Origin of the sequence: Streptomyces sp. NPDC014727 (genome assembly GCF_043083485.1) — a bacterium.
In the GTDB taxonomy this organism is placed as follows: Bacteria; Actinomycetota; Actinomycetes; order Streptomycetales; family Streptomycetaceae; genus Streptomyces.
In genome coordinates, this window is sequence record NZ_JBIBYR010000003.1 from 52,570 (window position 1) to 76,870 (window position 24,301).

23 protein-coding genes and 3 pseudogenes are annotated in these 24,301 nt (G+C 69.4%); 8 read left to right on the forward strand and 18 right to left on the reverse strand.

Going from position 1 to position 24,301, the window contains the following annotated elements:
* Nucleotides 1-88 precede the first annotated feature (88 nt).
* The 5 genes from ACF1B9_RS06285 to ACF1B9_RS06305 form a co-directional block, all read right to left on the reverse strand.
* A complete protein-coding gene (locus tag ACF1B9_RS06285) occupies nucleotides 89-889 on the reverse strand; it encodes an MBL fold metallo-hydrolase (protein WP_391739387.1) in 801 nt (266 codons plus the stop codon).
* Entirely contained in the window at nucleotides 886-1,065 is a 180-nt protein-coding gene (locus ACF1B9_RS06290; RefSeq protein WP_391739388.1) for a hypothetical protein, read from the reverse strand. Before ACF1B9_RS06290 ends, ACF1B9_RS06285 begins: the two co-directional genes overlap by 4 nt.
* Complete coding sequence (locus tag ACF1B9_RS06295; RefSeq protein ID WP_391739389.1) at nucleotides 1,062-1,517, reverse strand: PaaI family thioesterase; 456 nt, start codon at nucleotides 1,515-1,517, stop codon at nucleotides 1,062-1,064. The genes ACF1B9_RS06290 and ACF1B9_RS06295 overlap by 4 nt, the downstream gene beginning before the upstream one ends.
* Nucleotides 1,518-1,728: 211 nt before the next feature.
* Nucleotides 1,729-2,118: a trypsin-like serine protease gene (locus tag ACF1B9_RS06300; RefSeq protein ID WP_391739390.1), complete on the reverse strand. Its 390-nt coding sequence runs from the start codon at nucleotides 2,116-2,118 to the stop codon at nucleotides 1,729-1,731.
* A gap of 636 nt (nucleotides 2,119-2,754) precedes the next feature.
* Nucleotides 2,755-2,991 (reverse strand): hypothetical protein, encoded by a 237-nt coding sequence (locus ACF1B9_RS06305; protein ID WP_351081332.1) that lies wholly within the window; start codon nucleotides 2,989-2,991, stop codon nucleotides 2,755-2,757.
* 439 nt (nucleotides 2,992-3,430) lie between these two features.
* Between ACF1B9_RS06305 and ACF1B9_RS06310 the strand changes: the two genes are divergently transcribed.
* On the forward strand, nucleotides 3,431-4,120 hold the full coding sequence (locus ACF1B9_RS06310; RefSeq protein ID WP_391739391.1) for a peptidoglycan recognition protein: 690 nt from the start codon (nucleotides 3,431-3,433) through the stop codon (nucleotides 4,118-4,120).
* Nucleotides 4,121-4,433: 313 nt separating this feature from the next.
* Here ACF1B9_RS06310 and ACF1B9_RS06315 read toward each other — a convergent pair.
* Nucleotides 4,434-4,892 (reverse strand): annotated as a pseudogene (locus ACF1B9_RS06315) (TNT domain-containing protein); the annotation flags it as partial.
* Between the two features lie 588 nt (nucleotides 4,893-5,480).
* Between ACF1B9_RS06315 and ACF1B9_RS06320 the strand changes: the two are divergent.
* Nucleotides 5,481-6,038: a hypothetical protein gene (locus tag ACF1B9_RS06320; RefSeq protein WP_391739392.1), complete on the forward strand. Its 558-nt coding sequence runs from the start codon at nucleotides 5,481-5,483 to the stop codon at nucleotides 6,036-6,038.
* Nucleotides 6,039-6,880: 842 nt separating this feature from the next.
* Nucleotides 6,881-7,618: an SAM-dependent methyltransferase gene (locus ACF1B9_RS06325; protein ID WP_391739393.1), complete on the forward strand. Its 738-nt coding sequence runs from the start codon at nucleotides 6,881-6,883 to the stop codon at nucleotides 7,616-7,618.
* A 177-nt stretch (nucleotides 7,619-7,795) separates the two neighbouring features.
* Here ACF1B9_RS06325 and ACF1B9_RS06330 read toward each other — a convergent pair whose 3' ends face one another.
* Nucleotides 7,796-8,311, reverse strand: a complete 516-nt coding sequence (locus tag ACF1B9_RS06330; protein ID WP_376277279.1) for a lytic polysaccharide monooxygenase auxiliary activity family 9 protein — start codon at nucleotides 8,309-8,311, stop codon at nucleotides 7,796-7,798.
* A 313-nt stretch (nucleotides 8,312-8,624) separates the two neighbouring features.
* Here ACF1B9_RS06330 and ACF1B9_RS06335 point away from each other — a divergent pair, with 313 nt between their 5' ends.
* Nucleotides 8,625-9,092, forward strand: a complete 468-nt coding sequence (locus ACF1B9_RS06335) for a DUF1348 family protein (RefSeq protein ID WP_391739394.1) — start codon at nucleotides 8,625-8,627, stop codon at nucleotides 9,090-9,092.
* A gap of 166 nt (nucleotides 9,093-9,258) precedes the next feature.
* Here the strand turns inward: ACF1B9_RS06335 and ACF1B9_RS06340 are convergent, their stop codons facing one another.
* Entirely contained in the window at nucleotides 9,259-9,774 is a 516-nt protein-coding gene (locus ACF1B9_RS06340) for a DinB family protein (RefSeq protein ID WP_391739395.1), read from the reverse strand.
* A 174-nt stretch (nucleotides 9,775-9,948) separates the two neighbouring features.
* On the reverse strand, nucleotides 9,949-10,728 hold the full coding sequence (locus ACF1B9_RS06345) for a tyrosine-protein phosphatase (RefSeq protein ID WP_391739747.1): 780 nt from the start codon (nucleotides 10,726-10,728) through the stop codon (nucleotides 9,949-9,951).
* A 158-nt stretch (nucleotides 10,729-10,886) separates the two neighbouring features.
* On the opposite strand from ACF1B9_RS06345, the gene ACF1B9_RS06350 reads away from it, so the two are divergent.
* The gene (locus ACF1B9_RS06350; RefSeq protein ID WP_391739396.1) at nucleotides 10,887-11,540 is read left to right on the forward strand and encodes a YoaK family protein; all 654 of its coding nucleotides are present in this window, start codon (nucleotides 10,887-10,889) and stop codon (nucleotides 11,538-11,540) included.
* Nucleotides 11,541-11,891: 351 nt separating this feature from the next.
* Here ACF1B9_RS06350 and ACF1B9_RS06355 read toward each other — a convergent pair.
* Nucleotides 11,892-12,095 (reverse strand): annotated as a pseudogene (locus tag ACF1B9_RS06355) (50S ribosomal protein L31); the annotation flags it as partial.
* A gap of 69 nt (nucleotides 12,096-12,164) precedes the next feature.
* A complete protein-coding gene (rpmG, locus tag ACF1B9_RS06360; protein ID WP_326763837.1) occupies nucleotides 12,165-12,329 on the reverse strand; it encodes a 50S ribosomal protein L33 in 165 nt (54 codons plus the stop codon).
* 523 nt (nucleotides 12,330-12,852) lie between these two features.
* Here rpmG and ACF1B9_RS06365 point away from each other — a divergent pair.
* Nucleotides 12,853-14,289, forward strand: coding sequence for a PP2C family protein-serine/threonine phosphatase (locus tag ACF1B9_RS06365; RefSeq protein WP_391739397.1), 1,437 nt, complete (start codon nucleotides 12,853-12,855; stop codon nucleotides 14,287-14,289).
* A gap of 173 nt (nucleotides 14,290-14,462) precedes the next feature.
* Here ACF1B9_RS06365 and ACF1B9_RS06370 read toward each other — a convergent pair whose 3' ends face one another.
* On the reverse strand, nucleotides 14,463-15,962 hold the full coding sequence (locus tag ACF1B9_RS06370) for a hypothetical protein (protein WP_391739398.1): 1,500 nt from the start codon (nucleotides 15,960-15,962) through the stop codon (nucleotides 14,463-14,465).
* 230 nt (nucleotides 15,963-16,192) lie between these two features.
* On the opposite strand from ACF1B9_RS06370, the gene ACF1B9_RS06375 reads away from it, so the two are divergent.
* The gene (locus tag ACF1B9_RS06375; protein WP_391739399.1) at nucleotides 16,193-17,329 is read left to right on the forward strand and encodes an aminoglycoside phosphotransferase family protein; all 1,137 of its coding nucleotides are present in this window, start codon (nucleotides 16,193-16,195) and stop codon (nucleotides 17,327-17,329) included.
* Nucleotides 17,330-17,400: 71 nt separating this feature from the next.
* Here ACF1B9_RS06375 and ACF1B9_RS06380 read toward each other — a convergent pair.
* From ACF1B9_RS06380 to ACF1B9_RS06400, 5 genes and pseudogenes are all read right to left on the reverse strand, one after another.
* Nucleotides 17,401-18,687: pseudogene (locus ACF1B9_RS06380) on the reverse strand (ThuA domain-containing protein); the annotation flags it as partial.
* Nucleotides 18,688-19,353 (reverse strand): ABC transporter permease, encoded by a 666-nt coding sequence (locus ACF1B9_RS06385; protein ID WP_391739400.1) that lies wholly within the window; start codon nucleotides 19,351-19,353, stop codon nucleotides 18,688-18,690. It abuts the pseudogene before it with no gap.
* Entirely contained in the window at nucleotides 19,350-20,366 is a 1,017-nt protein-coding gene (locus ACF1B9_RS06390; protein WP_391739401.1) for an ABC transporter permease, read from the reverse strand. Before ACF1B9_RS06390 ends, ACF1B9_RS06385 begins: the two co-directional genes overlap by 4 nt.
* A complete protein-coding gene (locus ACF1B9_RS06395) occupies nucleotides 20,363-20,488 on the reverse strand; it encodes a hypothetical protein (protein WP_391739402.1) in 126 nt (41 codons plus the stop codon). The genes ACF1B9_RS06390 and ACF1B9_RS06395 overlap by 4 nt, the downstream gene beginning before the upstream one ends.
* A gap of 5 nt (nucleotides 20,489-20,493) precedes the next feature.
* A complete protein-coding gene (locus tag ACF1B9_RS06400) occupies nucleotides 20,494-21,453 on the reverse strand; it encodes a sugar ABC transporter ATP-binding protein (protein ID WP_391739403.1) in 960 nt (319 codons plus the stop codon).
* 165 nt (nucleotides 21,454-21,618) lie between these two features.
* Between ACF1B9_RS06400 and ACF1B9_RS06405 the strand changes: the two genes are divergently transcribed.
* The gene (locus tag ACF1B9_RS06405) at nucleotides 21,619-22,806 is read left to right on the forward strand and encodes an ROK family protein (protein WP_391739404.1); all 1,188 of its coding nucleotides are present in this window, start codon (nucleotides 21,619-21,621) and stop codon (nucleotides 22,804-22,806) included.
* 83 nt (nucleotides 22,807-22,889) lie between these two features.
* Here the strand turns inward: ACF1B9_RS06405 and ACF1B9_RS06410 are convergent, their stop codons facing one another.
* Complete coding sequence (locus ACF1B9_RS06410) at nucleotides 22,890-24,221, reverse strand: N-acetylmuramoyl-L-alanine amidase (protein ID WP_391739405.1); 1,332 nt, start codon at nucleotides 24,219-24,221, stop codon at nucleotides 22,890-22,892.
* Nucleotides 24,222-24,301 lie beyond the last annotated feature (80 nt).

A 24,301-nucleotide genomic window follows, 5' to 3' on the forward strand; every position in this document is an offset into this window, starting at 1 on the left:
CGGTGGCCACCGATGCACGGACGTGGTGAGAACGCGCAGCGGACGACGAACGGCCGTGCCACGCCTCACCACCCGTGCCCGCCGCGGGTCAGCACGACTCCGCTGCCGGCCACGCGCGCGGGTGCGGCACACGTAGCGACTCCGGTGCGACCGGGGCGTGTTCGGCGGCCGCTTGGAGGCGTCCGCCGCGCAGGACGACGGCGCCGCTGCGGAGCATCGTGGTGGTCAGCTCGGCGGCGAGCGCCTGGGGCGTGCGATCCAGGAGCCGTGCAGCGTCGGCCAGCCAGGCCCGCGCGTGCAGGTAGGGCTCAACCTCGTCCGCCGGGATGCCGCCGCGGATCATCAGGGCGAACGCGAAGATGCGCCGGGCTCCGTACCAGACCGCTCCGTCCGGGTCGTTCACGAGACGCCGGGCGCGGCGCAGCCGCGTGGCGAACGCCGCACCGGGATCCGCCGGGACAGCCCCGTGCGAGGGGAGCAGTACGCGCGGGGAGAGTTCGGCCATCCGCTTCAAGGAGGCGAGCGCCGTCGTAGCGGCGTCGAGACCGTCGAGGGCGAGGTTCACCCAGCCGACGTCGTAGTCCGACAGCGCGTCCCCGACCACCAGCAGGCGCTCCTCCGGTTGCCACAGCGCCAGATGTCCGGGAGTGTGCCCGGCAGTGCGGATGATCTCCCAGTCGGCTTCCCCGAGCCGGAGGATCTGTGCGTCGTCGAGCGGTACGTCGACCGTGTACGGCGCGACCGGCTGGTCGAGGTACTCGGCCGCGCAACAGCCCGGGTCCCTGCGGGAGATCGCCTCCGCCTCGGGTGCTCCGGCCGCGATACCGGCGCCCCTTGCCTGGAGAAGGGCGTTGCCGCCGACGTGGTCGGAGTGCCAGTGCGTGTTCACGGCCAGGTGGTTTTCCCGGCGTGCGCACGGGCCCAGTCGGCCGTCTCCTCGGCGTGGCCGACGAACCGGCTGTCGACCAGGGCCGGTTGGCGTCCTGGCAACAGAAGTGTGTTGGCGTCGGGGAACGGCCTCTGCCACCAGGTCACCCAGGACGGCAACGACGGCTGCGGGCTCACGGAGCGGCCCTGTTCACGCGGATCAGCGTCTGCTGCCCGTTGGCGACAAGTTTCCGCTGTCCGTCCTGGACTCCGAACACCTCCAGTTGGCACACGGTCAGGGTGCGTCCGGACTTCAGGACGGTCCCGACGGCCTCTATGTGGTCGCCGACCGCGGGCGCCAGCAGGTTGATCTTGTACTCGACGGTGAGCACATCGGTGTTCTCGGGGAACAGCGTGAAGGCGGCGTAGCCGCCGGCGCTGTCCGCGATGGCACTGGTGGCGCCGGCGTGGAAGTAGCCGTTCTGCTGGGTGACTTCGGGACGGCTCGGGAGCGTGATGTGCACACGTCCGGGTCCGATGCGGGTCATCCGCGCACCGAGGTGACCCATGAGCCCCTGGCGGTCAAAACTGGCCCGGATCCGGGCTTGGATCTCGGGGCTCGCCTGTTCCAGCTCCGCCTGGTCTTCCACGTGCTCTCCTTCGACGGACATCACGGTCTGTGAACGCGGTGAGACGGGGTCTGTCAACCGGCCGAGCGCTCCACCAGCACGAGCCCCGCCGGTGACGATCATCATGGCACTGAAGGCCCGGGAAGCCGCCCGGGCCTTCAGCACCCGACCCGCCCGAATGAAAGCGTTCAATCCCTGATTACCTCGTCGGACAATGAGACCCTGACTCATTTCACTGGTCACCGGCTTTCATTCGCGTCCGCCAGGGGCGGTCCGCCCCACGGCCCGGAGCCACCGAAGGAGTACAGGGCCGAGTCCTTCGGGCCCGCCACCGGAAGCGCGCGTACGGCATCGACGAAGAGCGCGTGATGACCGCCGCGTCGTAGGTGAGTGTGCTCTGAACGAACTTCGGGTGGACCTTGACCGAGGCAACGTGCCGGACTGTCCCCTTGGTGCTGCCCATGTCGGTGCGCCCACCTATGACCAGCAGGTCGAGGGGCACAGCGGCGTCCTTGATGCAGTGGGCGGCGGTGAGCACCTTGGTGGGGGCCACGAGCGTGCCGCCGCAGAACTGCTCTCCGTCCGGAGTCTCGATGAGCATGGCGTAGGGGTGATCCACCACGGTGGTGTTCCCCGCCGTGGATGGCGGCGGCCGGTGTCGCAGTGGCGGCAAGACCGGCCGCGGTGAGAAGGGAGGCGGCGAGTGCGGCAGCCGCCGTGCGCCTGTTGAGCGTGAACATGTGATTCCTCCAGGGAGTGGCGTGCGGCCCGGCGGCCCACCAGCACGTGGCCGTGTGCCGACGCCGCGATGACGGAACGTGCTCATGGAGGTTCCCCCGAATGTAAAGGTGCTGCGGACGCCCGGTCGTCCGGTGAGCCGCCCCTGACCCGAGGGCCTCAATCCCCCTTCCGGCGCTCACGTCCTGATGCCGCGTCGCTGACGTCAGGCTGACGTCCGCCCCTGTTTCCCGACGCAGGACGGGGCGACGCGCCGCTGGTGACGTGTCACCTTCTCCCCGACCGCCTCACCCGTCTCGGCGGCACCGGTGCCCGCCCTGGTCCGAATTGCCGAGCGCCCAGCCGGGCAGGCCACGCGCGGAGAGGTGGGCGGGGACGTCATCGCGTCTCAGCCCTCCGAGCACGTGGGCCCGCGCGGTGAGCTCGTGGACCGCACAGGGGAGCTCGCGGCAGCCGGATTCAGCCGATGGCGGCTCTCTTGCCCTCGGCAGCCGGTTCCCCGCCCGCGCGTCGCATCTGCCTAGTGCAGCCTCCAGTGGAACTTGCCGCCACCCACCCAACGGATCAGGCCCGGGTCGTCGAGGTCATGGACGGTGATACCTGCGGCCGCGGCGGTGAGCAGCACGTCCGTCACCGAGGTGGCCTCGCTGACGACCTCGCCATCGATCTCCACCAGGCGAAAGGGCGGATCGCCGGGCTGCACGCCGAGCACGACGATCCTGGGCGTCGAGATATAAGGGCTCCCACTTTCAGTCATGCATAGATCGGTTCCACGCCGTGGTCGGCGGTAAGCCCGCCAGCAGGATGGGTGACACGGCACCGCACGGCCTCCCTGCGGCACCCCCGGCGCCGGCCAGGAGCGCTCTCCTGCGTGGGGGTGTCGACACGCTCGCCTGACTGCAGCATCCCGGCGCGCGCAGCGAACCTGCCACCGCAAAGCTGTGGACATACGCGCTCCCGCCGTCCTCTCAGCGAAAGAAGAAGAAGGTTTCCCTGTGCGTTTGTATCGAATAGCGCTGTGGGTCGCGACTCCTATGGCGGTTCCTCTGTTGGCTGCGCCCCCAGGAGCAGCGACGGCCGGTGGTGCCGGCAGGACGACGCCGGAGGGCCCTCTCGCCGTGTGGCGGGCCGGGACGGTTCCGGAGGGGGCGGCTGTCGGCCCCTCCCGGCCGTTCCCGGCCCTCGGAGCGGCTTCCATGGCGTTCCCCCGTGCGGCACCGCAGCCCGCCATCGTGTCGCGTACGCGGTGGCGGGCGGACGAGACCAAACGCGACCCCCATGCCCACTATGCGGAAGGGGTGAGGGCGGTCTTCATCCATCACACCGACACACCCAACGACTACGACTGCGCGGACGTCCCGCGTACATTGCGCAATCTCTACACGGGCCAGATCCGTGACCGGAGATGGGGAGACCTCGGCTACAACTTCCTCGTCGACAAGTGCGGAACCATCTACGAAGGTCGCGCCGGTGGTGCCGATCGACCCGTCATCGGATCCCACACCCTCGGGTTCAACCAGGGCACGGCGGGAATCGCCGCGATCGGCACTTTCGGGCCGGGGACGCCGGTACCGGCGGCCATGGAGCACGCGATCGCTGCCCTCGCCGCCTGGAAGCTCGGCTTGAGCGGCGTCGACCCCACCGGCAAGGTGCGGCTTACATCCACCAATGACGAGAGCCGCTACGCCAGAGGAACTTCAGCGGAGTTCGACGCCATCTCAGGACATCGTGACGGCTTTGCCACCAACTGCCCTGGGGAAGCGCTGTTCGCGCGGCTACCCGCGATCCGGGACATTGCTGCCGGCCTGCAGGGGAGGTCTCTTCGAGCGCGCTCGGGCACCGGCCTGCCCGCGAACCTACGGAGTGTTCGTCACGGCGGTCGCTGACGACCATCACGTCGTGGTACGGCACGAGCGCGGGTCCGAGCCCTGCGCAGCGGCGTGAGAACCGAGGTCCGATTCAGAGGAGAAGGCGGAGCAGACACGCGCAGGCCGTGTGTTCACTCGGGTGGCGGGCGATGACCCCGTACGCACGCCGTTCGTACACACCGGTCTCCCCCATCCCATCGGATGCCTGCCGCAGGAACAGGAAATCCGTGCGGGTGGGATCGGTGCGTGAACGCCCTCGATGCGGCAGTAGCCGTCGGCTACTCCTGCCGCGCTCAGCGCCGCGTACAGTTCCCGGCGTTCCACGCTGACGCTACGCGCCGACGAGCGTGAGGCAGGAGTGCTCCAGCAGCCACTCGACGTTCAGCCGCTGCCCCTGGCCCGGATCGAGAAAGACCGCGTCGAGCTTGCTCTGCCGACCGTCTCCCGGCTGCTCGAACCACGGGGCGATACTGCCCTGCCACACCCGGCACGGCTTGGCAACCTGGTAGAAGCGGTTGTCGCAAGCGACTTCCGCCTCACGGGTGTTGAGGCTCTGCGGCGGCAGCGCACACTCTGCGTACGAGTCACCGACGGGCGCCAGGCAGCCGTCGTGCTCAGAACCGAATCGGTCCAGACGCCGCCCCCGGCACAGCTTGGTCGGATCCTTGCCGATCCGGCCGTTGACCTCAACGAAGCCGTCATTGGTCGAGTACTTCCAGCTGCCGGAGTCGGCGGGACCTTCCCAGTACTTCCTCAGGAACACCTGCGGGGACGCCGCTCCGCTCCGCCGACGGCTCCCGGCCTCCCCCACTCACAGCACCAGCACGACCTGACCTGGATCAAAAGGAGGGACGGCGCGTGGCTTCCGCACGCGCCCGCTCCCACTCGGGCCCGTCGCAGTCTCACGCATGCGCGGCATGTCACGGTTCATGCCGCCGAAGTCGGCCGTGGATCGCCGCGGGTGACGGCCCGGCGTCCGCCCAGCCTGGCGCCTGCGCCGGGGCGGTCGGGGGGCGAGCCCGCCGAAGCTGCGCTTCATCAGCACCGTTGTTGCAGGTCGGGGCGTGGGTGGTGGGCGTTCGGAAGTGTTGGTGTGACGCGGTTTCGGCGGGTGTCAAAGACAGACACGCTGGCGCCAGGGTGACCCGGAATCAGGAAGTCGCCCGGACAGACCAACCAATCAGCAACTCGCTGATTTTTCAGTCAAGTTGGACATTAATAATATTATCCGGAAATAGCATTTGGCGTACTCCTTGTCCCTCAATAGGAGATCCACCCCCCTTCACCAATGCATCCGATATGACAGGTATGTGGACCGTCAGTACGTTCAATCACGGGTCGACTGCTCAGTCGGCCTCTCTGAGACAGGAGAAGTGACATGGTTACCCGTTCCACCGTTGTTACTGCCGCGGTAGCGGCAGCCGCGGCCCTGGCCGCCACCGGCATCACCTACGCGTCGGCCGCCACTTCCGAGCCGGCTCAGGCCGCCCCCGTCGTCCAGCAGGCCGCCGCCCCCGTTTCGGCCCTCACCGGCGGCGACGCCGGCAAGGGCAACGAGGGCAAGGGCAACGAAGGCAGGGGCGAGGAAGGCAGGGGCGAGGAGGGCCGTGGCTTCGAGCGCCGTGGCCACGAGGAGGAGCGCTTCGAGGGCCGGATCCACATCAACGAGCGCACCTACTCCGACGAGCGCGGTGGCTGCATCACCGTGGTCAGCGGCCTCGGCTCCAAGAGCCTCAACATCCGCAACGACAGCCGCCGGACCGTCGAGGTCTTCCGCGGGGCCACCTGCGACAACGGTGCCCCCATCGCCACCGTCGGACCTCACAGCTCCAGCGACGGCGTCTTCCCGGGCCACGTCCGGGGCGGCGTCCACGTCCGCGACGGTGTCGTGGGCAGTTTCCGGGTGATCGACCACCGCCACGGGGGCAAGTGGTAACCGAGTCACTCGCCTGACACGGAACCCCGGCCCGCCGGAATCGGGCCGGGGTTCCCGCCCGGACACCTCTGTTCGGCCCCCCACACCTGACCAGCGCTCGCGAGCCCATTCGCCCACCGGGCCGGACCGGACGGCAAGGCGTTTCCTGCCAGGCCACATCAGCCGGACCGTACACGGCCGGCGACCACGGGTCACCGGCTTTCGGCATGCGGCATGCGGCAGGCCCCCTCGGCAGGGTCCGGCCATCGGGGCGGCACGACATGGCACCGGCGTGGCAGACGCCGTCCACGTCCCGGCCGCCCCGGAATCCGGTCACCTCACGACCGCTCACCCCGCGGGCCCTCCCGAGCCGGAGCACGAACTCGCACCCCCGGCACCTGTTACGATCCGGGGGTCCACGCCCCGGAAATCCCATCCCGCAAGCAGGCGCCGCGTGTTCATCGCTGCCTGCAGGGAAGGCCGCTGCCGATGCGCCCGCCGACGATGCTGATCGCACTCTCCGGAGCGGTACGGCTGGTGGCAGCCTTGCTTCCTGACCGTAAGCCCATGGAGCCGGTACCGGAGCCGGCCGGCCTCCCGGAGTCGGCCGCTCTGTGACCGGGGCGGACGGACTTCGCTCGCCCGAGGAATCGGCCGCCCCGGAAGTACGCTGTGGTCCGTCGGCTCCGGGAAGATCGACCACCGTACGGCCGCCGGACCCCGTCCGCTCCCGCTCCGGCATCGCCGGGCTTTTCAACGCCGCGTCCGTCGCCGGTCGCTGTGATTCGGTTGCTGTGCGGCAGGGGCCCGGTCCACGGGAGAAATGGCATGCGTGCGGCCCATCCTGCTGTCAGGCTGTGCCGGTGAACCGTGAACGGATTTCCAGACTTGCCCATGCCGGCCACCCCATCAAATCCCCACTCGATGACGACTCCGTGAGGCAACTGCTGGCACACGGCGTCCCGCACGGCGACGCGCGCGTACTCGACCTGGGCTGCGGCAGCGGGGAATGGCTGCTGCGCGCCATGACCACGCACCCCAACCTGACGGCCGAGGGCGTCGACGTCTCCGAGGACGCCCTTCGCCAGGCCCACGATTCCGCCGTCCGCCTCGGCGTCCAGGCCCGTCTCGCACTGCATCACCAGGAGGCGGCCGACTTCCGTTCTGCGCACTCGTACGACCTGGTGACCAGCGTAGGGGCCACCCATGCGTTCGGCGGCCTGCTGCCTACCCTCGCGGCCGCTCGCAAGCACCTGGCTCCGGGGGGACGTGTCCTGATCGGTGACGGATTTTGGGAGCATGAGCCCACACCGGAAGCCGTCGAGATGCTCGGGGACTTCACCGACCTCGCGACCACCATGGACCGCGTCGTCGCCGACGGGTGGACTCCCGTCCACGGGCATGTCAGCTCGCGCCGTGAGCTGGACGACTACGAGTGGGCCTGCTGGGGGTCGCTGGCCTCCTGGGCCCTGGACCATCCGGCCGACCCGGACAGCGTGCAGGTACTGGAGACCGCCTCGGCCCGTCGCACCGAATGGTTGCGCGTCTACCGGAACACATGGGGCTTCGTCAGCCTGGTCCTGCGTCGGACCTCCGACTGACCCTGGACAAGTACGACGTTCGGCCGCGCTCGAAAGGGACTCGGCCACGGCCGCCACGGTCGACCAGCAGCCCCCGGGCGAGGAGTGGTCACCGCAACGCTTTCCGGCGGCAGACGTCCAATCGGGCCAGGGGACGGTACCGGCACCCGTTCCGGGGCACCGGTACCGTCTCGTCGGTCAGCCGATGTTCACGTCGATGCAGGCGTAGAAGGCATTGGCGGTGTCGGCGATGTTCCAGACAGCGAGGACCTTCTGCTTGCCCGTCAGTCCGCCGAAGTTCACCTGGTGAGTGACGGTGGCACCGGGCTGTGCCCCGTTGTCGTTGAACTCGGCGACCTTCCGGCCGCCCGCGAAGTACTGCCACGTGCTCGTGGCGTGCCGAGCGGTCAGGACCCACTGGAAGGACGTGGTCCCGCTCACCGGGGTGACCTTCCACCCCTTGGAGTCGTTGTCGAGTTCGGCGAACCGGCTGTTGCCTCCGCTGCAGCTGGTGAGCCCCTTGGGGCCTTCCACGCTCTGCGGCTCGTACTTGATGTCACCGCAGCTCACGGTCCCGGCAGCACACTGGGCCTGGCGACTCGGAGGTGACGAGATGTATCCATGGGCATCGGCGGAACCGGCCGGAAGGCTCAGGGCCAGTACAGGTGCGAGCAAGGCACCGATGGCTGCGGCTGTCTTCCTTTTCGCGTGCATGCTTCTCCTTCACATGAGGCGTCGCTGCGCACGATCGGGCTGTGGGGACCCGACCGGTGGCAGGCCGGCCTCTCCAGTGTGGGGGCCAAGAGGCGCGAAGGGCTCGGCAAGATCCACCACCGCGTACGCCGTGAAGCAGGAGGTGCACGGAAGGCGGCCTTGCGCTTGGACCAGACCATAGCCACCGACGCGCACGCGTCAAGGGCGTCGGCTCGGCGGGCGTCGACAGCCACAGCGACTTTCGGACGGCGCGCATCGGGCCCACACTCTAGGGTCGGGACCGGCACCGAGATCAGGAATCACAGGAGAGACCATGACAGTACGTCCCCCGGTCCCGCCGTTCACGCGTGAGTCGGCTGCCGAGAAGGTCCGGCTGGCGGAAGACGGCTGGAACTCCCGGACACCGGAGAAGGTGGCACTCGCCTACACCGAGGACTCCCGGTGGAGAAATCGCGCGGAGTGGGTCACCGGACGTGAGGAAATCATCGCGTTCCTCGCCCGGAAGTGGGCCAAGGAGCTCGACTACCGGCTCATCAAGGAACTCTGGGCGTTCGAGGACAACCGGATCGCGGTGCGGTTCGCGTACGAGTGGCATGACGACTCGGGCAACTGGTACCGCTCGTACGGCAATGAGAACTGGGAGTTCGACGCGAGCGGGCTCATGAGCGTACGGCACGCCTCCATCAACGACGTACCGATCCGGGAAGCCGACCGGAAGTACCACTGGCCGATGGGCCGGCGACCGGACGGTCATCCCGGACTCGGTGACCTCGGCCTCTGATCGGCCCCGCTCCCCCGGTGACCCGTCGACCGGCCGCCTCGGAGCGTCCGGCGAGCCGTCGGCCCCCGCGCCGGGCCGGGAGCGTTCGCCTGGATCCGGCCGGGTCCGGGTGCCGCGCTCGCCGATCCGGCCTGATCCGGACGGAACGCCCTGGCTCAGTGGCGCATCACGCTCCCGTCACACCGTCGGTGCGCTCGCGCAGAAGATCGGCGTGGCCGATGTGGCGCGCGTACTCCCCGATCATGTGGACGTGGACCATGCGGAGCGAGTACACCTCGTCGGCGTGGGTGAAGGTGTCGTCCAACGAGGCGTCGGCGACGATCGTGTCCGCCAGCCGGCATTCCTCGACGAGGCGCGCGTAGTCCTCGGAGGCGCGGGCCGGGTCCAGGTCCTCGAAGTCCGCGTCCTTGCCCTTCCCCGGGTCGTACATCGGATCGAGCGTCTGACCGGCGAACCGCTGCCGGAACCAGACGCGTTCGACCTTCGCCATGTGGCGGATCAGGCCGAGGAGCGTGAGGTTGGACGGCGGTACGGTCTGTTCGGCCAGCTGTTCCCCGGTCAGGCCGGCGCATTTGCGCAAGAGGCTGCTGCGGAACCACGCAAGGTAGCCCGTGAGCATCTCCCGCTCACCCGCCACGAGTGAACCGGGTGTGCGCTCTACATCAGGTGCTGTCCATGTCATCCCATGATCTTGCCTGGCGCGCATCGGATCGGGCCAGGCATTTCACATGTCGGCGACGGGCTCCGCCGGCCGGGGGCGTAACGGTGTGGTGATCCCGACGGCCGCTTCGGTGAGCGGCACGCAAGCCGGTCTGCGCGGACGTACATCACCCCATGCGGACCGGCGTGCGCCGGTTCAGTCGCTCCGGACCGTCGTGCCGCTCCCGCCCGGCCCGTCTTCGTCGACGGACACGAGGAGGTTTCTGCGCAACGCCGCCACCAGTTCCCCGTCGACCCCCAGGAGTTCGGTGGCATAGCCGTGGACGGAGCCGTGGGTCGCGGCGAGATCGGCCAGGAAGAGGCGCATGACGTCGGCGGGAGCCCTGCCGAACCCGGGCCAGTCCGGTTCCTGGCCGGCGTGGTCCGCCCGCCAGTCGGCCAGGAGCCGTTCGGTGACGAGCTCGGTGAGGGTGAAGTCGGCGACGACGTCGTCCTCGGACACGCCGAGCAGGGACAGAACGAGCGCGGCGAGCAGCCCGGTGCGGTCCTTGCCGGACGCGCAGTGGAAGACGGCGGGTGCGCTGTCCTCTGTGGCGATCACGTCCAGTGCGCGGCGGAGTTCAGCGACTCCGTCATGGGCCACTTCCGTGTACCGATCGGCGAGGAAGCGTCCGGTCTCCACCCCCGGCCCCAGGGCCGCCTGGTCGTAGGGCCGGTGCTCGATGCTGAGGTGGTGGTACCGCAGTCCCGGTGCGTGGGGTACGCGCCCCTTGGCGGCGATCTCCCAGTCGTAGCGCAGATCGATGACCGTGCGGACGCCGAGGCCGAGGAAGCGGTCCCAGTCCTCGTCGCGGAGCTTGCCCAGCGAGTCGGAACGGTAGAGCCGTCCCCAGCGGACCTGACGGCCGCCGTCCGCCCGATACCCGCCCATGTCACGGAAGTTGTGCAGTCGCTCGAAGGCTATGTGTCTGTTCACCATGCAGAACCTACGCCGACGACGATCTGCGCGTCGGTGTGGTGCGAATGCTCCGCCGTGCGGATCCACAGGAGTGACGATGCCCGGTCGTGCCTGACTCGCCGCGCCGGGCAGGCGGTGTGCACCTGCTTCGGCGGGGCTGAGTCGAGAATGCAGACGTGTCTACTCCTGTTCTCCCCGCCATCGGGCGCGACCCGTGGAGCGAATGGGCTCTGCTGCTTCTCTCGGCCGCTTCCGGGGCCGCGGATGCGTTCGTCTTCATCTGTGTCGGCCAGGTCTTCGCCGGGGTGATGACCGGGAACCTGGTGCTGCTGGGCGCTTCTGCCGCCGGTGTCGGGGAGCACGGGGTGGCCCTGCGGGTGATCACCGCGCTCGTCGCGTACGGCATCGGCGTCATGTGCGGTGCGTGGATGAGCGAGCGGTGGCGGTGGCCTCTGCCGTGGATGCTGCTGATCGAGGTGGCGCTGCTCACCGCGGGAGCCGTGCTGTGGTGGCTGGGCCTGATCACCTCCGTAGGGGACCTGCTGGGGCTGCTGGTGCTCATCGCCGTGGCCATGGGCATTCAGGGCCGCATCCGGGCTACGCCCACCAACTACTTCACCGGCACGCTCACGTCCTTCGTCAGCCGCCTGGCGCTGCGATCGTGGGACCGGGGGGACCGCTGGGTGGCCGGCCGGCTGACCGCGGTCGTGGCGGGTGCGGCCGTGACCGCCCTGGCGGTACGGCTCTGGCCGGGCGCCGCGGCCACGGTGGCCGTGCTGCCGGCGGCGGGTGCGTTACTGATCGAGGCGGTGCCCAGGAAGCTGCCGTGAGGCTGGCCGCAGTCCGGGCCGGTCCATCACTGCATGGTCACGGGGGCACGTTCCGCGACGCAATCCCGTACGTGGGCTGCGGCCTCCACCTGGCGGCGGTGTCGATTCCGCGTACGTGGCTCAGGACCAGCCCCTCGACGTGGGGCCCGGCGTGATCCGACCACCGTCCATGGGACAAACAAAAGAATGCCCCGGCCGGATCGGGGGAATCCAGCCGGGGCGGTTCGGGTGTGGGCGCGATACACGACATCCACATATAGGTGAACGATAAACCATCGCGCCGCGTTCCCAGGACCTCGCGCCCAGCACTGTGATGCAGAGCACGGAATCACCACTTCAGGGTGGCGCCGATCAGCCTGCCACGGGCGTCCGGCCGCCGTAGCGACGGGTGAACCGTTCGATGCGGCCGGACCTACCCAGCACCTGCTTGGTCCCGGTGCAGAACGGGTGACTCGCCGACGAGGTCTCCACGCCGACGACGGGACGGCTCAGGCCGTCCTCCCACGTCACCCGCACATCCGAGCTCACGGGCACGGTCGAGCGGACCAGAAAGGCCGCCCCGCGGCGTGGTCACTTCACGCGTGTTCCTTTCCTGGTGCCGCGAGAGGGCCGGACGAGCCGGGGTCAGCGTTCCTCACGGAAGAGGACGTGCCGCCCCACGGCGGGATCGAACTTGCGCAGGACCAGCCGGTCAGGGTTGTTCCGGCGGCTCTTGCGCGTCACATAGCTCTGCCCCGTTCCGGCCGTCGACCGGAGTGTCACCACGGGGCGGGCCTCACTGCGGGCCATGTACGCCTCCAGACTCTTCCTCGACCCCGATTCCCCCGGTGGGAATGGGTGTCGTTTTCGTTCTGGTGTCGTAACGCGAGAGAGGCAGGCCGCATTCCCTTCCCGCCGGGCCGGCCCAAGACCACACCACCCGCCGGGGCGTTCGAGGGCGATCCGACCGGGATCCGCACCCGAGCCCACCGCGCCCGCGCCGCCACCAACCGACGCATCCGGGCCGGATGCCGCGACCACCACCCCCGAAGGGGGCTCCTTCGCGTACGCCCCCCGCCTCGGCCGGACGCGCCGTTCGGGGACTGCGCGCGCGGGCGCGCGACCATCCGCGCGCGCCGGGCGACTTGCATCAACTCCCCGCGACAGCAAGGCTGTTCGACGGATCGAAGCCCCGCACCGCCTGTGGCATATGCCAGAAGCAACACCGTATCGAGTGTTGCCAAATCCCTTACGAGCCCCCGCGGCCTGTGCGACAGTCGTCTACGGTCCACTTTCCAGACCTGGTCGCGCCGCGCCTGTATCGGAGTACGAGATGCCGTCCCATCTGTCCGCGGACCGCCCTGCCCCCCAGCCGCCCGAACGACATGCCGTCGACGCGTTGATCAGCCGGACCCGTCGGCTGCGTGGCGACGTGGATGCCGTGCGGCGGGACACGGTACTGATCGACGAGGAAGACGCGCAGATGCGCTGGCAGCGTGCGCTCTGTGACCTGGCGGTCCATCACCTCGACGACCTCGGCACGCATCTGGGACAGCTCAGAGAGGGCCTTCCGCCGGAACAGACCGCGGACGCTCCGGCACTCGACACCTCGGACGAGACCCTCGGCCGGTCGGAGCACGGTTCCCTCATCGGCAGGGTGGGAAGCGCCGAGTGGAATCTACTGACCGACGAGGTCACCTGGTCCGAGGAGCTGTTCCAGATCTTCGGCAGATCCCCGGAGATGGGGTCGCTCTCGCTGGACGAGCTCCCCTCCCTGCTCCTTCCCGAGGACCAGCCCCTGCTCACCGCCATGGTGACGGACTGCCTGGTCGACGGAAGGCCGATAGACGGTGAATTCCGCGTCCTGCGGACCGACGGTCGGATGCGCACGCTCCACATGATGGGTGAGCCCGTCCTCGACGCGGACGGCTGCACAGCCTCCATGTGGGCGGTCCTGCGCGATGTCAGCGATCTGCGGCGCAGCCAGCAAGCAGTGCGCACGAACCACGACTCGCTACGACGTCGACAGCACAGGGCACAGACCGAGCACCGGATGGCGGTCGAACTGCAGGAAACCGTGCTGCCGCCGTGGCGCGACTCGCTGCGGCTCCCTTCGCAGGGGGTGGGCGCGCTGGATGTCGCGGCCCACTACCTCCCTTCTCGGTCCAGCTCGCTGATCGGCGGAGATTGGTACGACGCGCTGGAACTGCCGGACGGCCGGACCGTCCTCACGGTCGGTGATCTGACCGGCCACGGCATCCAGGCCACCTCGGCCATGGCGATGCTGCTGGGTGCGCTGCGTGGGATGGCTGTGGCCGGCATCGAGCCGGGGGCCCTGATGGGACATCTCAATCAGTTACTGGAATCCTCCGTCCAGCCCGCCCTCGGCAGCGCGGTGTGCTGCCGTTTCGAGCCGTCCACCGGCGTCCTGACCTGGGCGCAGGCGGGGCACCCCGCACCGTTGCTGTTCCGCGACGGAAAGGGGCGCCCGCTGCTGCCACCGAACGGGGTCCTGCTCGGCGCAACCTCCGGTGTCGCGTACGAGCAGGACGAAGTGCACCTGCTGCCCGGTGACGTGCTGGTCCTGCACACCGACGGACTGAACCGCCACAGCGACCGGGATGCGGGGCCGGACGCCCTGCTCGCACTCGCCCCCCGCTTCGCACAGGCCCGTACGGCACGGGAGTGCGTACGGTCGGTCGTCACGCAGTTCGGTGGCACCGAGCGCCTGGACGACGCGTGTGTGCTGATCGCCCGCATCGAGGCATAGGGAACAGCCGCACCTGCGCGAGGACAGCGGGCACACGGAACACCCGACACGACACGGTCCGCAGCCGACGAGCCGCGAGTACCGTACTCGACAATGCGACGGCCGGACTGTGATCGGTCGATCAGTCGGTGGTCGGACGTGATCAGCGCCCCCTCATCGCGGGGCCCGCATGTTCAGATCTCCGACGAGCGCCTGGGCTGCCTGATGATAGAGCTCTGCGGCAGGGCGAGCTTGATCTCCTCGCGCAGGTCCTCGATCTTGGCGTAGCCCGCGAACTGGCCCGTCAGCCGGTACATCTCGCGCAGCCGGTCCCAGGTACGGTGCGAGGAGGTCTCCCCCATCGTCACCAGGGCGAGCCGCGCATAGCGGTCGGCCTGCTCGGGGTCGTCCGCGATGAAGCATGCCGAGGCGAGTGAGATGTAGTCGAAGATCTTGGAGCGCTGGCGTCCGTTGGCCCGGAGCTCCAGAGCCTGTTTGGCATGGCGCTGGGCCACGATCGCCGCCGACGGGTCGTGTTCGGCGAGCGTACGGAACGCCAGGGCCTGCATGCCGTGCAGATCCGCCTCGTCGAACAGCTGCATCCAACTGGGCGGCGGCACATCGCTCTTGTCCGATACGAAGAGCTCCTCGGCCTTGCCCAGTGTGCGGCGCATCGCCTGGCCGCGGCCCATGGACGCCTGCGCCCAGGCCTCGATGGTGTGCAGCATCGCCTGAGTGCGTGGCAGAACCATGTCACCGGAACCGGACTTGGCGAGCTTCATCAGGTCCAGGGCGTCGTCGGGGCGGCCCAGGTGGATCATCTGCCGGGCCGCCCTGGAGAGTGCCTCACCCGCTCGCGGGCGGTCGCCGCCCTCGCGCGCCGCGTGGGCGGCGATGACGAAGTACTTCTGGGCGGTGGGTTCGAGGCCGATGTCGTGGGACATCCATCCCGCGAGCACCGCGAGGTTGGCGGCGACGCCCCAGAGGCGGCGCTGAAGATGGTCGGGGTGACGGTAGGCGAGCATGCCGCCCACCTCGTTGAGCTGGCCCACCACGGCCTTGCGCTGGAGTCCGCCGCCTCGGGACGCGTCCCAGGCGCGGAACACCTCGACAGACCGTTCGAGCGCCTCGATCTCCTCCGACCCGATGGGCGCGGCCTCGTACCGGTCGAAGCCGGCGGGATCCGCGTACAACGGGTCGTTGGTCCGTGGGGCATCGGCCGCCAGCACAGGGTCGGTGTGCAGCCAGTCGTGCATGGGGCCGGTGATGGTCGATCCTGCGGCGAGCGCGGCGCCCGCGCTCACCAAGCCGCGTCGGTTGAGCATGAGGTCCATTCCCGTGAATTCGGTGAGGACCGCTGCCGTCCGCTCGGGCGCCCACGGCAGTCCGTCGGGATTGTGCTGCGTCCCGACCTCTCGCCGTTTCCCCACACGCCCGCGTCGGCCGAACCCGAGGTCCTCGATGGTCACGACACGACCGAGCCGCTCGGTGAACAGGGCAGCCAGCACCTTGGGCACAGGATCGCGGGGGGACTCCCCCATGTCGATCCAACGCCTCACCCGCGAGGTGTCGGTGGCCAGTTGCGGGTGGCCCATGGCCGCCGCCTGCCGGTTCACCATTCTCGCGAGTTCGCCCTTGGACCAGCCGGCAAGGCCGAACAGGTCGGACAGGCGGGTGTTGGGTTCTCCGGTCACGTCAAGCCCCCAGGTTCTCGGCTGTGTCGACAGTAACCCCTGTCAGATGCCTTGCGACTATTCGCCAGGGTTCGCCAGGGTCCGCCAGATGGTCTGCCACCCGCGCGCCGGTGTCAGGTAGGAAAGCGCCACCCCGCCCGGCAGCCCTAGGTACTCCCCAGGGTGCCGAACGGCCGCCGGCCGGGGCGGTGCACGCAACTTGTCGGCGTGCGAAGGGATCTGTCTCGCCCATGTACACAGCATCGTCCTCCGTGACCGCCCCGCCCCGGCCGCTTCGTCCCCTGGGGGCGGGCGGCGGACCGTACCTCGCTCCGCATGCCGCTCCCCCGGCACCCGGCACGGTTCGGCCGCGGCGGCCGGCGGGACTGGGCGGCCCGCCGCTCAGCGGCCGGCTGGACCTTTCCGGTCCGCAGGGCGCTCAGCTGAGGATGGTGATCGCCTCGGTGCACCGCATCTGTCCGGAGTTCAACCCGGTGCAGGTGCTCCGCCGCAGCGGCCGTTCGGTGCTCCTCGTCGGGTCCACCGGACGCACGACCGCGGTCGCCAAGTGTTTACTGGACCACTCGCCCGCGTGGTCGGAACGCTTCCAGCACGAAATAGCTGCATATCGGGCGTTCGTCCGGCACCGCCCGCCGGTGCGGGTGCCTCGGCTCATCGCGGCCGACCCGGAGAACTGCACCCTGGTGATCGAGCGCATGCCCGGCCGGGTGGCGGCGCTGACCCGGCATCCGTCGGAGGCTCCGCCCCGTGCCGATGTACGGGCCGCGCTCGGTGCGATCGGTCGGATCAACGCCTGGCGGCCGGCTCCGGGTCTCTTCGACGCACCGCTGGACTACGCCTCGCGGGTCGCCCGCTATCACGAGCTGGGGCTGTTCACCGACCGCGATCTGGGCGACCTGCAGAAGCTGCTGCACGGTCTGGCCCATGCGGGCGGCCGTCAGGGCATGGGGCAGTTCTGTCACGGTGACGCATTGCTCTCCAACATCCTGCTGTCGCCCACGGGTCCGGTGCTGGTGGACTGGGAGCACGCGGGCTGGTACCTGCCGGGCTACGACCTCGCGACGCTCTGGGCGGTCCTGGGCGACGCACCGGCGGCGCGGCGGCAGATCAGTCAGCTGGCGCAGGCCAAGGGGCCTGCGGCGCGGGACGCGTTCCTGGTGAACCTGATGCTGGTGCTGACGCGGGAGATCCGTACGTACGAGACGGCTGTCCAGCGGGCGATGCGGGAACCGGTGCCGGCGGGCACCGGTCAGGACCGGCCGAGTGGCCTCTCGTCGAGCGAGGAGCAGCGGCTGCTGCTGCGCCGCCTGCACGACGACTGCGCGATGGCCCGCCGGGCCGTACGTGCCGCGGTCGGCACACGCTGACCCTACCGAGAAGGGACACGCGCTACGGGTCCGGTGCCGACACACCGGCCCCGTAGCGCGTCGATGTGGTGTCAGGGACTCTTGAAGGCGACCGCGTCCACGTCGAACGCGTTGTTCTGCGGTGACGTGAAGACGAGATACAGCTTGTGCGTGCCCTTCAGCTCCTGGACGGGCACGGCCGGGGTCTCCTGATAGTTGTCCCATCCTCCGGTGTTGGGGACGGGGGTGGTGGCGAGCAGAGGACCGTCGGGCGCGTCCGCGCGCAGTTCGATCGCGCCCACCCCGTACGGCGAGGACAGCCGATAGCCGACCGAGCCGATGCCTTCGACGCTCATCGGGTCGAAGGCGACCCAGTCGCCGTTCGAGACGTCTCCGATCCGTTTGCCGTTCTCGGCGCCTTCCTGGGCGACGAAGCGGGAAAGCCGGTTGACGTCCTCGGTCGCGCCCGCCAGGGCGTAGTAGAGGTAGATCCAGTGGTTCTTCTTGAAGTCGGGGTCGAGTTCCATGCCGACGAGCCCGTCCTCACCGCCGGCGTAGACGTCGAGCTTGCCCGCGGTGGTGGTGGCGTGGGTCGCGGGGTCGTAGACGTTCACCTCGCCGCTGCGCTGGATGTAGAAGACCCGGCCGTCCTCGGCGACGTCGAGCTCCATCGGGTCGGCGGTGTTGTCGTCGAGGGTGACCTTCTCGTAGCCGCTCCAGACGGTGCCGCCGCAGTCGCCGGGCTTGTTGCCCGCGGCCCACTTGACACCTCCGACGACATGGGCGCGGAAGGCGGCTTCGCTGTACGAGGGGGTGTCGTGGCCCATGGCGGTCGCCCAGACCCTGCCGCCCTCGGTGGTGCGGCACCAGGAGATGGGGTGGTCCGCGCCCCTGGCGGAACCGCCGGGGTTGTAGGTGGTTTCGTCGGCGGTGACCAGCACGTGGACATCGCCGCGGGGGTTCCTGTCGAAGTTGTACCACTCCTCCGGCCGCTCCCAGCGCTCCGGGAGTCCCGCGGTGGAGGGGTGGACGCGGTCGGCGACCTTGGCGGTACCCCGGAGCACTCCGGGCGAGTGTGCGGGCATGTGGACGCCGCCGTTGATGGCCTCGTCCCACCAGGGGAAGGTGTCCTCGATGCCCATGTCGAGGGTGTTGTGGATGGCGACGACGCCACCGCCGTCGCGCACGTATGTCCGCATCGCTTCGCGCTGGGCTTCGGTGTCCCAGACCATGCCGGAGTTCTGCAGCATGACGATGACGTCGAAGTCCTTGAGCTTGGCTTCGTCGAAGACGGCGGGGTCGGCGGTCTCGACGAGTGCGAAGTTGTTGGCGGCCGCCTCCTCCTTGAACATCTGGATGCCTGCGGGGATGGAGGCGTGCTAGGCGATGGTGCGGGCGCGCGCGACCCGGACCCCGGCCAGGGCCGCGACGCGTTCGCTGTCACCGGTGGCGAGGAGCGTACGGCCGAAGTCGGAACGCATCAGCCGGACGGCGAGGAGACCCGCGACGACGCAGACGAGGACGGCCCAGGGCAGCCAGCCGAAGGCCGTGCCGCGCCCGAGCCTGCGAAAGGCCGTGGGCAGCGCGCCGTGCGGGGAACCGCCGGTCCAGAAGAAGACCGCGCCTTCGAGGATCAGCATCATGCCCAGCGTGGTGATGAACGACGGCACGCGCAGCAGGGTGGTGATCAGTCCGCTGACGAGACCAGCGAGGGCTCCGGCGAGCAGCAGCACCGCGGTGACGAGCAGCCAGGGCGCGCCCGGGAACGAACCGTACAGTTCGGCGGCGACGACCACCCCTGCCGTGACGATCGCTCCGACCGACAGGTCGAACTCCCCGCAGACGATGACCAGGTACTGGCCCGCGGCGAGGATGACGAGGGGCGCGGCGCGCTTGATGAAGGCGAGGAAGCGGTCGGGTTCGTAGAAGCCCGGGTCGGTGAGGGCCAGCGCGGCCAGGAGCACGGCGAGCAGGACGTAGACAGGTGTGCCGGTGGTGAGGGCACGCAGGACGCGACGGCCGGCGGGTGCCTGTGCGGTGGTCATGCGGTCCTCTCCCGCGGGGTGCGGCGGCCTCGCGCGTAGAGGGCGACGGCCGCGATGATGACGACACCGCGGACGACGTTCTTGAAGAACGGGTCGACGGCGAGCTGGTTGAAGACGCTGTCGAGCACGGCGAGGACGAGGACCCCGCCCAGGGTGCCCGCCACCCCGCCGCGGCCCCCGGCGAGCGCGGTGCCGCCGAGCACGACTGCGGCGATGGACTCCAGGTCGTAGCGGGCCTCCGTACCGGCCCAGGGGGCCCCGGCGCCGAGTCGTGCGGCAAGGAAGAGGGCGGCGGCTCCGACGCAGAGGGAGCACAGGACATGGGCGACGACGGCGGTGCGCCGGGTGCGGACTCCGGACAGCCGGGAGGCGTGCTCGTCGCCACCGGTCGCGTACATGTGGTGGCCGAGCCGCGTTCGACGGGTGATCAGCCAGAGCGCGGCGGCGACGGCGAGAAGCAGGAACAGGGAGACGGGAACCGGTCCGATCCGGTCGTAGCCAAGATGCTGGAAGGAGGCGGGGACCTTGCCGGCGGGGCCGGTGCAGTTGTCCTCGATCCAGCCGCGCAGGATGAAGGCGGTGCCGAGGGTCGCGATGAACGCGTTCACCTTGAGGCCGGTGACGATCAGTCCGTTGGCGAGTCCGACGGCGGTGCTGAGCGCCAGGACGGCGAGGACCGCCACGAGTACGCCGTCGCTCTCCATCGTCTCCGCTGCGACGAGGGTGCCCAGGCTGATGAGGTGGGCGACGGACAGGTCGAGCGATCCGGTGAGGATGACGGCGGACTGGCCGACCGCGACAAGTCCGAGGGCGACGCAGTTCTGCAGGATCGTCACCACGTTGGTGACGGTCAGGAAGTCTCCGCCTCGGGCCGCGACCGCGATCCAGCCGAGGAGGGTGACGGCGAGGGCTGCGAGCCAGACTCCGGCCACCGGCCCGGCCGCGCGCGGCCGGGCTGTTCGCCCCGGGCGGCTGCGGGGCCCGGTCGTCGGGGCGGGCCGAAGCGCGCTCATGCGGCTCCCTCCCGTGGAAGGCCGCCGCCGGTGGCGAGGCGCATGACGGCTTCCTCCGTGGCGCCGGCGGGGAGTTCGCCCGCGAGACGTCCTTGCGACATGACGAGGATCCGGTCGCTCATACCGATCAGTTCCGGCAGTTCGGAGGTCGCCCGTCGACGGTCATGGTGCCCGTGGTGAAGGGGTCCACGCCGAAGAGGGCACGGGCGAGGGTGGTGCGGCCCGAGCCGTGGAGACCGGCGACGCCGACGACCTCGCCGGCCCGCAGGCTCAGTTCGATGCCGGAGAGCCGGGCGTTGCCGCCACCGCTGACGGTGAGCCTCTCCGCACCCGCCTCGCCCGGTCGAGCCCTGGGCGGGTAGTAGGTGCCGAGCTCCCTTCCGACCATGGCGCGTACGACCGTGCCCGCGTCGGTGTCGCGCGTGGTGAGCGTGGCGACGCGGCGGCCGTCCTTGAGGACCGTGATGCGCCAGGAGAGTTCGAAGACTTCGCGGAGCCGGTGCGAGATGTAGAGGATGCCGATCCCGCGGGCGGTCAGGCGGCTTATGAGTGCGGCGAGTTGCTCGACCCCGTGGTCGGCGAGGGCGGCGGTGGGTTCGTCCATCACCAGGATCCGGACGTCGGATGCGAGAGCCTTGACGATCTCCACGGTCTGCATACGTGCGACCGACAGCTCATGGACGGGGGTCCGGGGGGTGATACCGGTCCGGTCCAATTCCGCGAGAAGTTCGGCGGTGCGCCGTTCCATGGCGCGCCGGTCGACGAGCCCGTACCGGGTCGGTTCACGGCCGAGGAAGACGTTCTCGGCGACGGTGCGGTGCGGGAGCAGCGCGAACTCCTGGTGGCTGATGCCGATTCCGGCGGCCTGGGCCTGCGCCGGATGGCTGAAGGAGTATGCGGTTCCGTCGATGGTGAGGGTCCCCTCGTCGGGTAAGTGCTCGCCCGCGAGGATCTTCATCAGGGTCGACTTCCCCGCGCCGTTCTCCCCCACCAGGGCATGCACTTCTCCGGCTTCGAGGTCGAGCCCCACCCCGTGGAGCACACGCACTCCGAGGAAGCTCTTGGACGCACCGTGCATCTTCAGCATCGAATGACTCCTCGCTCAGCGGTCTGCAGAGCAGAGTCGTGACGCACCTTAGGACTGTCAGAGGCTCAAGCACCTTTGTTTTCAACCGACTTGGCATGGGCTTATGCCGATGACCGAACGCTGGATGCCTTGTGAGCAGCAAAAGTCGTCCTTAGGGTGACTGCCATGTCTCCGCTGTCGGATCGCACGTCCGCTGCCTCCTCGCACTCACCGGGCGAGGTACTCGCGTTGATCAGTTCAGGAACGGTGGCGACCCGTGCCGACATCGCCCGGATCACCGGGATGGCCCGTTCGACGGTCTCCCAACGGGTGGACGCGCTGATCGCGCACGGCCTCGTGGACGAGGACGCCGACGGCGGGTCCACCGGCGGTCGCCCGCCGCGCCGGCTGGCGCTGCGCACCCGTGAGCACGCGGTGGCCGGGGTGGATCTGGGGGCCTCGCACTGCAGGGTGGCGCTGATGGACATCGGCGGCGCGACCCTGGCGGTCCAGGAGGAGCCGATGTCGATCGGTGACGGCCCGGACTCCGTACTGCGGCACGTGGAGCGAACGGTGCGCACCCTGCTCCAGGAGGCGCACCGGGAGCCGGGAACGCTGCGGCCCATCGGTGTCGGAGTGCCGGGGCCGGTGGAGTTCTCCACCGGACGTCCTGTCGATCCGCCGATCATGCCGGGCTGGCACCAGTACCCGATCCCGGAGTTCTTCGCCGCCCGCTTCGGGGTGCGGGCGCTCGTCGACAACGATGTGAACGTGATGGCGCTGGCCGAGCAGCGACGCGCCTTCCCGGACTGCCGCTACCTGTTGCACATCAAGGTCGGTACGGGAATCGGCTGCGGGATCGTCGCCGACGGCGAGCTGCACCGGGGTGCGCAGGGATGTGCCGGCGACATCGGCCACATCCGTGTCGCGGACCTCGACGGTCCTTGCCGGTGCGGCAATTCGGGCTGTCTGGAGGCTGTCGCGGGCGGTGCGTCGCTGGCGGCGAAACTGGTCGGCCTTGGGCTCGATGCGACATCGGGCAGCGATGTGGTGCAGCTGGTGCAGTCCGGGAACCGGGACGCCGTACGGATGGTGCGGGAGGCGGGGAGGGCGGTCGGCGAGGTCCTCGCCGGACTCGTGAATTTCTTCAACCCGGACACGGTGGTGATGGGGGGCGCACTGGCCGCCGTGCACGATCAACTGCTCGCCGGTGTACGGGAGGCGGTCTACCGGCGCTCACACCCGCTGGCCACGCAACTGCTGCGCATCGAGCCGAGCCGTACGGGTGAGAACGCGGCGGCGGTGGGGGCAGGGATCCTCGCGATCGAGCACGCGCTCTCTCCCGCGCAGGTGAACCGCCAGGTAGCGGGGTGACCTCTCGTGCCCTCTTCGTGAACGGATGCCGTTCACGAAGAGGGCACGACGCGTACGGTCACGCTGTCGGACCGCGAGCGGCCTCAGTGCGCGCGCACGATGTCCACGTCGGACGCCTTCACGAAGGCGACCCGGTGGCCGATCTGCACCGTCACGTACTTCTCCTTGCCGCGGAAGTAGGCGTGGTCGAGCGGGTAGGAGGCATCGATCGTCGGGGCGTAGAAGAAGCCCGTGGGTGCCTCACCGCCACCGGGGTAGGACTGGCCCGCCTTGATGGTGTACTGCAGCGGCGAGCCCACCCGCTGGTCCGTGAAGTCCGCGGGGTACTCGGACTTCTCCGGGTACGCCACCCCGTACACCGGCACCTCGGTGCGGCCGGCCTTCGGCCTGACCACGTAGCCGGAGGTGGGCGTGGTGGTCCGGGTGTGCGCCGGGGTCTGGAACCAGGCCTTCTGGCCGTACCACCAGATCGCCGTCCAGCCCGGGGCGTGGTCCGCGACGACGGCCTGCTGGGTTGCGCTGATCTTGCTGCCCCAGTCGGCGGCGCAGTTCGTGCCCGGTGAGCCGTCGGTGTGCAGGCCGGGGTCGGAGAAGAGCGGTGCGTCGGTGGACGGCGCGCTGTGCAGCGGGACGGCGCTGGAGCCCTGGACCGGCAGGTCCACACCCTTCTCGCAGTCCCGGAATGCCTGCTTGTTCTTCTTGAAGTCCCGGCTGACGGTGATGAGTTCGCTGCTCTTCGGGGCGCTCGGGACGGTGGGCTTGCCGAGCAGCGTCATGAAGTGGTTCCAGTCCCAGTACGTGCCCGGGTCCCAGTGCATGTTCTTGGTGCCGGATGCGCTGGTGGGCGGTACACCGTCGTGGCCGATGATGTGCTGGCGGTCGAGCGGGATGTCGTACTTGGCTGCGAGGTAGCGCACCAGCTTGGCGGTCGAACGGTACATCTGCGGGGTGTACCACTTGGCACCCTCGACGGCGACACCCTCCTGCTCGATGCCGATGGAATGGCTGTTGACGTACCAGTTGCCCGCCTGCCAGGCGACGTCCTTGCCCTTGACCATCTGGGTGACGTGGCCGTCGCCCGAGCGCACCACGTAGTGGGCGGAGGTCTGTTTCAGCGGGTTCTGGAAGATCTTCAGGGTGGTGTCGAAGTCTTCCTCGGTGTCGTGCAGCACGATGAATCTGATCTTGTTGGTGTGCGGCCGGTCCGAGGTGTCGTAGTTCCCGTACGTCTCCTTGTCGGTGGGGTCGCCCGTCTGCTGGTAGGCAGCCGGTACCCAGTCGCATGCGAGCCCGCGTGGGCATTCCGGCCGCACCCCGTCCGCACCGGCCTGCGCCGCGGGACTGAGCAGCGCCATGCTCAGGGCACCGACCGTGGTCAACGCGAGTGCGAGTCCGGTCCTCTGCTTGGACGTCATGACAACCCTTCTTGGAGCCGTGCGTGATGGAGCCGTGCGTGATCCGATCTCACTGTTCCGCCGTGCGCGCACACTCTCCG

Excerpts from the sequence above, each read along its gene's own strand:
- ACF1B9_RS06305 (WP_351081332.1), bottom strand. The coding sequence starts at position 2,991 with ATGACTGAAAGTGGGAGCCCTTATATCTCGACGCCCAGGATCGTCGTG.
- ACF1B9_RS06310 (WP_391739391.1), top strand. The coding sequence starts at position 3,431 with ATGGCGTTCCCCCGTGCGGCACCGCAGCCCGCCATCGTGTCGCGTACG.
- ACF1B9_RS06320 (WP_391739392.1), top strand. The coding sequence starts at position 5,481 with ATGGTTACCCGTTCCACCGTTGTTACTGCCGCGGTAGCGGCAGCCGCG.
- ACF1B9_RS06330 (WP_376277279.1), bottom strand. The coding sequence starts at position 8,311 with ATGCACGCGAAAAGGAAGACAGCCGCAGCCATCGGTGCCTTGCTCGCA.
- ACF1B9_RS06335 (WP_391739394.1), top strand. The coding sequence starts at position 8,625 with ATGACAGTACGTCCCCCGGTCCCGCCGTTCACGCGTGAGTCGGCTGCC.
- ACF1B9_RS06340 (WP_391739395.1), bottom strand. The coding sequence starts at position 9,774 with ATGACATGGACAGCACCTGATGTAGAGCGCACACCCGGTTCACTCGTG.
- rpmG (WP_326763837.1), bottom strand. The coding sequence starts at position 12,329 with ATGGCCCGCAGTGAGGCCCGCCCCGTGGTGACACTCCGGTCGACGGCC.
- ACF1B9_RS06365 (WP_391739397.1), top strand. The coding sequence starts at position 12,853 with ATGCCGTCCCATCTGTCCGCGGACCGCCCTGCCCCCCAGCCGCCCGAA.
- ACF1B9_RS06375 (WP_391739399.1), top strand. The coding sequence starts at position 16,193 with ATGTACACAGCATCGTCCTCCGTGACCGCCCCGCCCCGGCCGCTTCGT.
- ACF1B9_RS06385 (WP_391739400.1), bottom strand. The coding sequence starts at position 19,353 with ATGACCACCGCACAGGCACCCGCCGGCCGTCGCGTCCTGCGTGCCCTC.
- ACF1B9_RS06390 (WP_391739401.1), bottom strand. The coding sequence starts at position 20,366 with ATGAGCGCGCTTCGGCCCGCCCCGACGACCGGGCCCCGCAGCCGCCCG.
- ACF1B9_RS06395 (WP_391739402.1), bottom strand. The coding sequence starts at position 20,488 with ATGAGCGACCGGATCCTCGTCATGTCGCAAGGACGTCTCGCGGGCGAA.
- ACF1B9_RS06400 (WP_391739403.1), bottom strand. The coding sequence starts at position 21,453 with ATGCTGAAGATGCACGGTGCGTCCAAGAGCTTCCTCGGAGTGCGTGTG.
- ACF1B9_RS06405 (WP_391739404.1), top strand. The coding sequence starts at position 21,619 with ATGTCTCCGCTGTCGGATCGCACGTCCGCTGCCTCCTCGCACTCACCG.
- ACF1B9_RS06410 (WP_391739405.1), bottom strand. The coding sequence starts at position 24,221 with ATGACGTCCAAGCAGAGGACCGGACTCGCACTCGCGTTGACCACGGTC.